General features: G+C 31.2%; 8 protein-coding genes. 3 read left to right on the forward strand and 5 right to left on the reverse strand.

Annotated elements, in window-relative coordinates:
• Positions 1-189 precede the first annotated feature (189 nt).
• The 5 genes from AC3WSK_RS26115 to AC3WSK_RS26135 are packed head-to-tail and all read right to left on the reverse strand — an operon-like array spanning position 190 to position 8016.
• The gene (locus AC3WSK_RS26115) at positions 190-1680 is read right to left on the reverse strand and encodes a TnsD family Tn7-like transposition protein (protein WP_492414976.1); all 1491 of its coding nucleotides are present in this window, start codon (positions 1678-1680) and stop codon (positions 190-192) included.
• A gap of 9 nt (positions 1681-1689) precedes the next feature.
• Positions 1690-3420 carry a TnsD family Tn7-like transposition protein gene (locus AC3WSK_RS26120; RefSeq protein WP_492414975.1) on the reverse strand — a complete coding sequence of 577 codons (1731 nt, stop codon included), beginning with the start codon at positions 3418-3420 and terminating at the stop codon, positions 1690-1692.
• A gap of 12 nt (positions 3421-3432) precedes the next feature.
• Positions 3433-5067, reverse strand: a complete 1635-nt coding sequence (locus AC3WSK_RS26125; RefSeq protein ID WP_492414974.1) for an ATP-binding protein — start codon at positions 5065-5067, stop codon at positions 3433-3435.
• Between the two features lie 5 nt (positions 5068-5072).
• Positions 5073-7187, reverse strand: coding sequence for a TnsB C-terminal domain-containing protein (locus AC3WSK_RS26130; protein WP_492414973.1), 2115 nt, complete (start codon positions 7185-7187; stop codon positions 5073-5075).
• Positions 7168-8016, reverse strand: a complete 849-nt coding sequence (locus AC3WSK_RS26135; RefSeq protein WP_492414972.1) for a TnsA endonuclease N-terminal domain-containing protein — start codon at positions 8014-8016, stop codon at positions 7168-7170. Before AC3WSK_RS26135 ends, AC3WSK_RS26130 begins: the two co-directional genes overlap by 20 nt.
• A 427-nt stretch (positions 8017-8443) precedes the next feature.
• On the opposite strand from AC3WSK_RS26135, the gene AC3WSK_RS26140 reads away from it, so the two are divergent.
• The 3 genes from AC3WSK_RS26140 to AC3WSK_RS26150 all read left to right on the forward strand — a co-directional run bounded on the left by AC3WSK_RS26140 (position 8444) and on the right by AC3WSK_RS26150 (position 10833).
• Positions 8444-8767: a sigma factor gene (locus AC3WSK_RS26140; protein WP_492414971.1), complete on the forward strand. Its 324-nt coding sequence runs from the start codon at positions 8444-8446 to the stop codon at positions 8765-8767.
• A gap of 223 nt (positions 8768-8990) precedes the next feature.
• On the forward strand, positions 8991-9515 hold the full coding sequence (locus AC3WSK_RS26145) for a sigma-70 family RNA polymerase sigma factor (RefSeq protein WP_492414970.1): 525 nt from the start codon (positions 8991-8993) through the stop codon (positions 9513-9515).
• Positions 9508-10833, forward strand: a complete 1326-nt coding sequence (locus tag AC3WSK_RS26150) for a DUF4179 domain-containing protein (protein WP_492414969.1) — start codon at positions 9508-9510, stop codon at positions 10831-10833. Before AC3WSK_RS26145 ends, AC3WSK_RS26150 begins: the two co-directional genes overlap by 8 nt.
• Positions 10834-11409 lie beyond the last annotated feature (576 nt).

An 11409-nucleotide genomic window follows, 5' to 3' on the forward strand; every position in this document is an offset into this window, starting at 1 on the left:
TGTCTAAACACAACTTAGTCGTAATGTAAATTCACTGCAAACGCAGATTCTTACGCAAGACAAAATTATAAAAATACAACTTAATCGTGATGTGATTTTAAAAATCAAATTATTTTAACCACAACTTAATCGTGACGTAACTTTAAAACACTCAAGACGCTTTTTCTAACATCTATTCTAAGTCGTACCTTATTTACTTTTATTATATAGATATTCATCAAACAATTTATGCTTTTCTATGTATTCATTTGTTTTCAAAAGATATTGCAGTTCGGCTTTTATATTTGTCCTATCAAGTGTCAAATAAATCCATGAATACACTTTAGATTTTTCAAACATTATACCCTTACTAACAATTGATTTTAAATATAATAGCACTTGTTTATCTCTTTTTATCCAATTAATAGGGGTCTCTGACAATATTGATAAGTCCTCTGGTTTAAACCATTTCTCTCTTTTATTTTCTTTAAGTAACTCTTCAATTTCAATTGAACTGATATGTAATTTATTTGAAACTGTTTCTATGCTAAGACCCTTATTATAGATTAATGATAATACATTGATTTTCCATTCTTCTGTTTTATAAAACCATGTTTCAATCAAGTGCCAATCCTTAATTCTGAAAATCTTGTCATATTCACAATTACATTGAACACATTTGAAATTTATGATTAACCTTCTTTTTTGCTTATCAAAATATATTTTAGCATCTTGTATATTACATTGATTAAAGCTTTCACAAAAATAATTCAAACATGGAAAAGGTCCTGTTTCTCCTGTTGGGAGAGTTAAATTACATTTCATAAAATCTGATAAAGAGCTAAAAAAGAAATTAATAAAAAATAATGTCTCAATATAGGTGAAATGTATATTACATATTAGAGGGTATTCTACAATTTGCTCAAATATCCGTTCATTAAATCTTGCCAGTTTCATTAATTCTTTTCCATAGTAACTCTCTATATCTGACCTAAGTTTTAATACATCAACTTGTCCTGTAGAATTTACATATCCATTTGCAATTAAAACCAAGTAGAACTTACCGTACCTAAATTTAAAATACAAATTCGATTTTTCCTTATTTAACTCCAAACTTTGTTTTGCAAATTTACGTGCATAAAACCTTGTTTTATTCGAGGATTCCTCAAATACCCCAGTACTTAAATCTCTAATTTTTAATGTTTTCAATGAAGTTTTACTTTCGCTATAATTCCAATTTTCCAAAATAACATCATGTTTTAAACAAATTAAACTTGTGGGTAATTGGTGGGACAACCTCCAATATGATTCACCAAGATTTTTAATGTCATCCCGAACACAATTAGGGCAAAACTTTAAAGTAAATGAGTTACTCAATAGTTGGGGTTTTACATTTGATTTTTTCTCTTTTAAGCCATAAGTCATATAATGGAGTAAATCTTTACTTTGAATAGGAGGGAGAAAATTACAATAGTAATTAAATAGAGTATGATAAATCAAATAATACTCCTTATCTTGTGTAAAGGGTCCTAATGTTTCAATAAAATTTTGTATATTGTTTGGTAGCAGAGGATTTATCCTAGGTGAACCTAATTCAGTTAATGTAATTTTTTCATTCTTATTTAGACTCCTCTCATGGTATCTGGCAAACAAACTAAAGAGTAATTCATCTTCTTGAATAATTGGAAAGAATGAGTTCATGTAATCACCTCATAAACGTTTTATTCTCCACATCTTAAGTCGTTCTCTATACTGTTTATTCGATTCAGTTACTGATTCAAGTAGTTCTTTTGTTAAAGGCATTTTCTCTAACTTCTTTTCGACTAAAGCTAATTTCTCAATCGCAATCCCTATATGCCTTTTTGTTAAACGCACTGGTTTTGTATCATTATCTATAGTTAATAAATATCTCTTAATCAGATTCAGTATTTCCAAATCTCTTTCACACCAATTTACTCTTGATACTATTTTTGTACTCTTTATTGACGCTGGTGAATTATAATTTAACCACTCTTTATCATATCTATATAGCCATGAATATATATTAGGATTTAGTTGTCTTAATTTGGTTTTTGAATATGTTGGATTCTCTTTTTTAGTTCGTAACCAAGTACAGCGATAGTCTATTATATTTATCGATTTTTTATTTACTTCATCTTCATTTTTATTTTGTTTATAATACTTAATTGCTGTTCCAACATCTACTTTCAATAATTTAGCTGCTTTTCTAAAGCTTAAATGTTCGTTATCAATATACTGGAACAATTTCTCTCTCCATACACTACCAAAATTTCTAACAAACCTGTATTCATACATACATTCTTGTAAAGTATCTGGGCCCAAACGGGTATATTTAAATTCACATTTACAATTAAATATTCCAATTGGTCTTCCTGTCTCAGTACATCTCTTTATACTTAGATTATTCACTACTAAATCTTTATAATGCTCTGCAGCAGGGTTTAAACATGGGAAAGGACCTTTTCCAAATGGACTTTCAAAATAATCCATTTCAATAGTATTAATTTCTATCTCTAAGAAATTCATTAATAATAAGTGCCTTACAGGGTGGAAGGATATTCGATGTTTACGTGTAATGGTTTTTAACCAACAAGACTCTCGATCTAAAAAAGGGACTGATTGAAAATAACCCAAAATGTTCATACCATAAAACTTCATAAATTCATTATATAAATCGGTTTGTCGTACATGACCGCCTGCTGTGATTAATCCTTTTTTTCTTAGCTTGCCTTTATACAGAGACACTAACTTTAAGGAGTTAATATTTATATCTTTCATCAACAGCTTTTTACTATTATTGGCAATATTAATTAAGTGATTAATCTCTGCAAAAGTTACATTATTTCCAATACATTTGGTATCGATAGATGGGATGCAATTATTTTTATTCGGTGTTACTAACTGTGAATTTTTGTTTCTATATAGTACAGAACTAAAATGTAGAGCCTCATTATGCTGTAAGCAAATAAATACACTAGGGAGTTGATGGGATATTCGCCAATAAGACTCACCGAACTCTTGTATATCATTATTAAGGCAAGAAGGGCAGTATTTAAAGTATTTAGTTTCTTTCACTTTACTTTGAATCTGCCCTATTATCATTTGAATGTTGTTCGTTTTCTTTATTTTAACTGCTTCAATAATTGATTTTTTATCAGAACTAATAAGAAAGTTTGTAAAGTAATAAAATGGCGTATGTTTAAACAATAGAGACTCAAAATCGATATATTCAAAAAAACGTAACTGTCCCATTACCATCGCCAAATTAGATGGGAAATCAGGTGTTAATTTAGATCGATTATCATTGAATAATTTTTTAAGTGTGTTTCTTAAACTTAACTCGGTACTTTTAGTGGAATATCTAGCGAAAATACTATAAAGTAACTCATCTTCAAATGGATATGGAAACCAACCAATCAATATTATCCCGTCCTAAAATAGTTTTTTATCAGAGAAGGGGGCTATGATTAACCCTTTATTAATTAAGGAGTCATGCGCTGAATTTTTCTCTTTGCGACCATTATCGACTATTTTAAAGATAATATTCGTTGACCTTTTACTCTTTTTATTTTTCATTTTTTCATTCTCATATTGAACATGTTGGTTAATAGTTGTTAATGCTAATTGAACAGCCTCTTGGGAAGAAATTTGTGGATTTTCTTTAATTACTTTTTTCGCTACTGTCTCTGCATATTTAGCTTCAACCTCAAGGTTAATTAATGTTAAGATAACCTTTTGTAAAACTGAGATTTCTTTCTCTTCTCTTTTAGCTGCAATATTTTCTTTTTGTTTAGTTATTAAATCCCTCATATTAACCGATTTTTCTCTTTGTAAAAGAAAATCTTCAACGTCAAACGGTGTTATATCATCATAATGCATTATTTCGTCTAAATTTCCTTCTTTTAAAGCTTGAAGCATTTTACGTGTCATTTTTAAATACTTTTTGCTAACTTGGCTAATCATACTAGTGGATATTTTCTCTATTCCAGATTCTATAGCTTCTGATTGCGCTAACATAAATAACTTTACTGCTATATCTACAATACCTTGACTTTCCTCATAAAGAACATCTTGCCACTCTTTAGTTAGCTCTACCTTTTCCTTAGTCCATTGATATTCCCACATACTACTTAATAGTACTTCCCAATTGTCATCTTTCTTCATTTGTTCCCAGATTAGCTCTCCATGACCTCCAGCCCTCCTGGCTTGCCGGAAATTCACTTGAAGTAATTGCTTTGCCCTAGTAGTACCAATCAGGACAATTGGAATACCAATTTCATTAACTAAAGTGACCAAAAAATTCATCATGCTATTCGAAACCTCTGATTTTGCAGTAAGCATATGCTGAATTTCGTCTATTACTAATACACCTAAAAAGTGCGCTCTCGCTAATTGACCAATGTGTATAATTAAATAACTCAGCGACTCTCTTTTAAGTCCTTGCTTAAAGTAAGTTGTCCCCAATATACCGTCCATTTTTGTAATAAAATCCAAACATAAGGTTTTAGGTGATCCGTCATTAGGGCAGTTTAACTTTAGCCAGGGGACCTGCATAATATTTAACGGATATTTATGAATAATTACCTTTGGATATAACGATAAAACTCTTTCAATAGCTGATGATTTACCCATACCAGAAAAGCCTATAATTGATAAACTAGAAGCTGTTTTTCTGATATCAGGAGGAAGCCCTAATGGCTCTTTATTTTCCAATCTTCGATGTAACTCGATTAATGTTTCAGCATGAGTCTTATTTCTTGGGTTTCTATATACATAACCATCTCTTAATAATCTTGAGAATCGTATTTCTAGCTCTAACGTTTTCTCTAATGGTTGATAAAAACGAGTTAATCTTGTAAGTGAATGGTATCGATAATGAGCAGAAAGTTGAATTTCATTTTCATCATATTCAGGTAAATATCCTAATTGAACAAAAGCTTCTTCAATTGATCGAATAGGAGGAAGAGCTTCTATTAACGGATTATCACGATAATCTGCTATAACCTGATCAGTATATTTCGCACTTATGGCATATTCTCCATTATTTAATTGAATTAGGTTTTTCATCTTTTTTATTTCCCTTTATTTTCAAATAATTTTTTTATAGAAAATTTAGGTGTTTCTTCTGTATTAGATTCATTTTTTGCTAATGTATTAGGAATTACATCTTTTTTATCTTCTAATTTAAAAGCTATTTCTTCAAACATTTGATTACGCTCATTACGCTTATTTTCCTTTATATTTTTTGTTCTTTCAGATTTACTTATGGTTTTATCCATTTTCTCTTCTTTTTTCTTGTCTGCCTGTCTGACAATTGATTCAATATTGGAGTAAAAATTCAGTTCATTTTCTAATTGAGTATGTTCAAAATCTTTTTGGCCATCTTTTTCATATTCTAACAATTGATTAATTTCTTCTATCGTCTTATCTTTATATCTCACCTGATGTTCTATAAGTGTACAGCGAATATATAGATCCCCTTCATTGGAATGTAAATAAATATTGTTCATATTTCGTGGGTCATAAGAAAAATCCACTTTCCAGCTTCCATCTCTTCTTGCCTTTGAAAACCATTGTTCATCTATGGCTCTCCGAGTAGTATAAAACATCTTTTTATACCTGATTCCTTTTTCAGTTACAGTTGCTAGATCTCTTGGCAATAAATAAAATTTGACCTTATTTATATCGTGTTTATGAAGTTTTCCTGCTGCATTTTTAACTCCCCATTCCCATAATTTTATAGGTATTGGCTCTACATTATCCCTTATATGTTCTTCACTTCTCACATAATCATTCATATAAAAGTTGTTATTATAATAGAGAACGAAATTTATCAATATTTTCGTGTATTCCTCAATATTAAGACTTGCTTCTAATCTGTAATCCTTCGTTCCTCTCTCACCATGGTCTTTATGTACATATCCGGGAAGGAAGGGTCTTATTTTTTCTTGAGAAGAATCAAATAATTTTTCGACAATTCCTTTCCAATCTGGGCGATAGGGTGGTGTATTACTAATTCTCGGTCCTAATCCTTCAATTAAGTGATTAACTCCACTACTTGCTAATTCTCCTCTATCCCCAATAAAATTGTTAGGTAAATGCATTGAAGGCCACATTTCTTGCGATATGTTTATACCATAGTTTTTACAGTATTCTGTCTTGTCAGTACATGCATTCAAAATTGCACTCATCATGGCTTTCCAAGAAGCATTCTCTAAACTTACATAAAGACCTGTGATCAGATGTGTATAGACATCAACAATAAAATAAGTTGTGGGTCTCCCTACAATCCAATTAGGATTAAAGCGATTAACTAAATATATATTGCTAGGTGTCGCATCTATTTGATAAATATCTCCTGGACCTTGTGTCTCAGCTGTTGAAGAACCTAGAACTTGTCTAAAATTTTGTTCGAATTTTTTTAATCCTTCCCTTGCTATTGTTACCTCATCATTTTTAAACTCTTTATTATACCAGTATTCAAATTGCCTAAATGAAGGTATTTCCTCTTCAGATTTCAGGACTATCTTTTCATTATTTACTTCATCGTAATATTTAAATTTTGTATAGTAATCGCGGATCACCATTTTATAAGCAAATTTTAAAGAGGGCTTTTTTGTACTTAAGTAGTATTTTTTTAAGGATTTTTCAAATTGGCTTTTAATTTCAGTGGTTATAATAACACCGGATCTTCCATTAGCTTTAGGTCTTCCCGTTTTTTTCTTATATACTAATTCAGTTTCATTTAAAGAGTAATCTGGGAATAGACTGTCTTTAATCATACCCCTTTGCCAATATTTTCTTAAGTTTTTATAAAAAGTATTTCGAGATTTTACATTATGTTTAATCATCGCACTTTCAATTAATTTATGTCTTCGTTCCTTCATATAAATGTCAGGTTCCAGATTAACTATTTCTTTAATAATCCCCCAGGTATTATCTCTATGATCGATATCTTTTTGAGTTGGAATTCTTTTCAAAGATATGCTTTTACTTACTTCCACCACATAACTAGCGGTATTTATTCGTTCTTCAATTTCTGAAATGTTCATAATAAAGGGAGTAGCTTTTGTATCATTAATATCAATTACATAAGCAATCACATAACCACTATCAATCCATAAGATTCTATAAGTAATTCTCAAATCAATATCTACAATAAGTTCATTAACCGATAGAATTATCATAAATCTTATTAATACCTCCTTTATTTATAATAATTTCAGTCAAATTTATTTTAAATGGTTGAATTGGGTTCTCCATAGTGGCTGCTAAAATATATTGTTTTGCAAATAAATGTCTCAAATAATAAATTCCTGAGCCATTCTCAAGGTTATATAGGGAATCAAACTCTTTACAACACGTTACTAACAGATTTTGAGGATTTAACCGTTTAGCGTTTGCTAAATACTCAAGAAAGTATAAACTAATTGTTTCTTCATTTTTTTCTTTTAGATAATAATATTCATGAATATAACCCATATTGCTTATAAATTGCTGTGACATTACTTTCTCATCTATTAGGCACCATTCAATATTATTATCAGCCCAATATTGTCTTTCTAACTCTAATTTTTCTAAAACTCGTGTGTCTTCTAATTCACTACTGGGTTTTATAGACCGCGCTAGATAGACAATTTCATTATTAATGCGTATTGTAATCAAAAAATCGGTAGTCATCACAATATTTGTTTGAGTTTTATTTTCAAAAGGGTGTTTAATACCCTTTTCTGACGCAATATTCATAGTTCTATCACGCTTTAGTGGGAATTGCTCTCTAATATCGATTACCTTGTGACTCCATTCCAAATAATAAAAATAAGAAAGTTCTAAATCAGACAATAAATGATGAATTCTATTTGTCTTCCAGCCCAATGGTCGGTGTACTCGTCCTTTACTTGGTATTTCGTGAGTTTTAATCCAAGGGACATAATGATTTAACTCTCCTGAACCTCTTCCTTCTTTATAGAATTTTGCAATTTTTTCTTCTGTCCAAGTATATTTATTAATCGACAAATCATCACCACCAATCGACTTCTTTCTATTATTAATACCAAATATTCTGACTATTTACAAGTTCTATAGAAGGATTGCTTTTGTTATGATTATGATCAACATTGATTAAAAAAGAGTAGCTTTTGCTACTCTTTTTTACATTCAGTGAGATAATGCATTATTACATGTATCTCAGTTGAACTCCTTTTTCTTATATATCTAATTCAGCCAATTTATAATCTAATTCTACAAGCTGATTGGGGGGAGCAATCCTTACCCTCTTTCTAATTCGTGACGGTCCAAGTTTTGATCCATAGTGGACACGCGCATATAACCAGATTTCATAAGTATTAGAGAACAAAATTGTTTAATCAAAAAAAATGAAAAAAATTGAAACGTTATTCATCCCTGTTTTGTCTAACAGTTAGAGGAAAGGAGGGGCACAAATTTGCAAGATATTAAGAAGGTTCAGCGTGCTAAAAAGGGAAGTAACAAAGCTTTTCAAGAGCTGATAGAGGATGAAAAGATCAAACTTTATAAAATAGCCTACATTTATATGAAAAACGAAGACGATGCACTGGAGGTTTTCCAAGAAACTATATATAAAGCTTTTGTTTCAATAAAGTATCTGAAAGATGAACGTTACTTTTCAACTTGGTTGTCTCGTATCCTTATCAACTCAGCGATTGATCTTTTAAACAAAAAGAAAAGAATTATTCCAATGGAGAGAAAAAGCATAGAAGAAAAGCTGGCTCCATACCTGTCAAATTAAAAAGATCCTGATTTAATTCGGTCTGTTAAATCTTCAACCCAAAAAATACCCGTAACAAAAACGATCGTTTATGTTACGCGGTATGAAAAGGAATATTTCGTCTAAGAATCTACATTTAAGATAGAATTAGAGAACAAAATTGTTTAATCAAAAAAAATGAAAAAATTGAAACGTTATTCATCCCTGTTTTGTCTAACAGTTAGAGGAAAGGAGGCGCACAAATTTGCAAGATATTAAGAAGGTTCAGCGTGCTAAAAAGGGAAGTAACAAAGCTTTTCAAGAGCTGATAGAGGATGAAAAGATCAAACTTTATAAAATAGCCTACATTTATATGAAAAACGAAGACGATGCACTGGAGGTTTTCCAAGAAACTATATATAAAGCTTTTGTTTCAATAAAGTATCTGAAAGATGAACGTTACTTTTCAACTTGGTTGTCTCGTATCCTTATCAACTCAGCGATTGATCTTTTAAACAAAAAGAAAAGAATTATTCCAATGGAGAGAGAAAGCATAGAAGAAAAGCTGGCTCCATACCTGTCAAATCAAAAAGATCCTGATTTAATTCGGGCTGTTATGGAATTAGATGAAAAATATAAAACGGTTTTAATTCTACGGTTTTATAAGGATTACACGGTTAAGCAAATTGCAGATGTTCTAGATTGTCCAGAAGGAACAGTAAAAACAAATATCCATCGAGGGATTAATCAGTTAAAAGAAAAATTAAAGGAGGATTATGTTAATGAGTAATAACCAATGGCCAGATTTGAAAAAAGAAATGGATAAGGTATCTGTCCCAATTGATAAGCTTGATTCGATTATTGCAAATACAATCAATGAAAATCGAACAAAAACGTCAAAGAAAAAAGTGGTTTTCTATTCACTAAGTACCGCAGTAAGTGCCGCAGTTTTAGGCTTAGGCGTTTTTATTGGGTCAGCAAGTGTTTCTCCTGCAATGGCGAAGATTGCCTCTAATATTCCGATTATCGGAACCTTTTTCAACGACTCTTGGGATGAGGGACTAAGAATTGCAGGAGAAACAGGCTTAACTCAGGTGGTTGACCAATCTTCAAAGGACAATGGGATTACGTTAACAATGAATGAATTTTTCTATGACGGTACTCGTTTAACATTAGGATATACTCAAGAATCTCTGTTCGCAATTGGTCAGATCGAACATCCAACGATTGAAGTAAATGGGAAGGAAATCAATTTCATTTCCAGTTATTCAGGAGAATTTGTCACACCACTGAAATATAAAGGGACGATGGATATTACGCCGACTGAAGAACTTCCGGAAGAATTTGATATAAAATTGAGAATTGATGCGGTTGGTCTGATTCCAGGCAAGTGGGAATTTAATTTTCCCGTGAAACAATCAAATGAAGTAACAGTGATTCGACCGCAGGAAGTGAAAACCATCGAAGGGGCAGAAGTAGAAATAAGTTCTTTAAAAGTTGGCCCAGCTGGAACAGATCTTAATGTGAAAGTGGTAAAGGATGAAGAGAATAATAAGCTTGATCCATATTCATTAAACTTTTACGTGATCGATGATAATGGGAATGTGTTAGATACGGTAACAGCAAGTGGTATTGGAGATACCAAAAATGGAAAAGAAATAGCAAAGCTTAATTTTCTGTATGCACCTTTAAAAGAAGGCAGCAAAAAAGTAAGAGTTGTTCCTTACACCATTCCTATGTCGGAAAAAGGCTGGGAAGAAGTATTCATACCATTGGATGAACAAACTCTGCCTTTCACCGTCGATCAAGGTGAATTTGGGAAAGTTCTTGTAACAAAGATAATTCATGAACAAGATAAAATTGTCATGTATTTTGATGTCGAAAGTGATGTAATTGTAGACAATAAATTTTCAAGGAATTCATTATGGCTAGAGGATGCTAATGGGAAAAGCCTATTGCTAGAGGATAATCCATTAGCAGAGCGAATTGAGGGTAATACATTTAAGCAAGAATTTGCAGCAAGCAAGAAGAAAGGCTTGCAGATTAAAACCTATAAGTTTCCAAAACCAATTACGTATGAGGAATTTAAGATTGATATTCCCAATTAAATATGAGCCTATCCGGGCTAAAGTGTACCCTTTGTAAAGGACATTTTGAAAAAAAGCTAGGCAACCTTTTGAAGCTGCCGTCTGTATTTTGCAGGCGGCAGCTTTTTCAAGTTCCATTGCCCTCGATATGTGGATGCCTTATCTTACTGGGAAGTATTTAAAGCAATTTCCAAAAACTCTATATGAAACTCGTTTTAAAAATACACTTAAATTATTACCTAGTCACTTAAACTTTGTAAATCGATAACATTGTGATATTTTACACTTAAAGTAACGGGGTGCTTTAGTACAACAAGTGTTTCGAAAGTAACCAAACTTCTTTATAAAGAATTTAATCTGCCACATTAAATAAGAGCATGTTTTGAAAAAAGGTTGATCAAAACATGCTCTTTAGATTTGTTCTCGTATAAAGGTTAATATCGTTAATTTAATCAACAACTTTATTACAAATCTAAACTATTCATTTTTATATTTTCCAACCGTTTTCACATCACGACTAAGTTGTGTGCATCACGATTGAGTTGTTTACATCACGACTAAGTTATGTGCGTCACGTTTAAGTTGTACATGGACAAT

It is taken from the genome of Lysinibacillus sp. EB271-A1-10B, from assembly GCF_058791335.1.

Bases quoted from the DNA above. Each gene is read 5' to 3' on its own strand.
- AC3WSK_RS26115 (WP_492414976.1), bottom strand. From the start codon at position 1,680: ATGAACTCATTCTTTCCAATTATTCAAGAAGATGAATTACTCTTTAGT.
- AC3WSK_RS26125 (WP_492414974.1), bottom strand. From the start codon at position 5,067: ATGAAAAACCTAATTCAATTAAATAATGGAGAATATGCCATAAGTGCG.
- AC3WSK_RS26130 (WP_492414973.1), bottom strand. From the start codon at position 7,187: ATGATAATTCTATCGGTTAATGAACTTATTGTAGATATTGATTTGAGA.
- AC3WSK_RS26150 (WP_492414969.1), top strand. From the start codon at position 9,508: ATGAGTAATAACCAATGGCCAGATTTGAAAAAAGAAATGGATAAGGTA.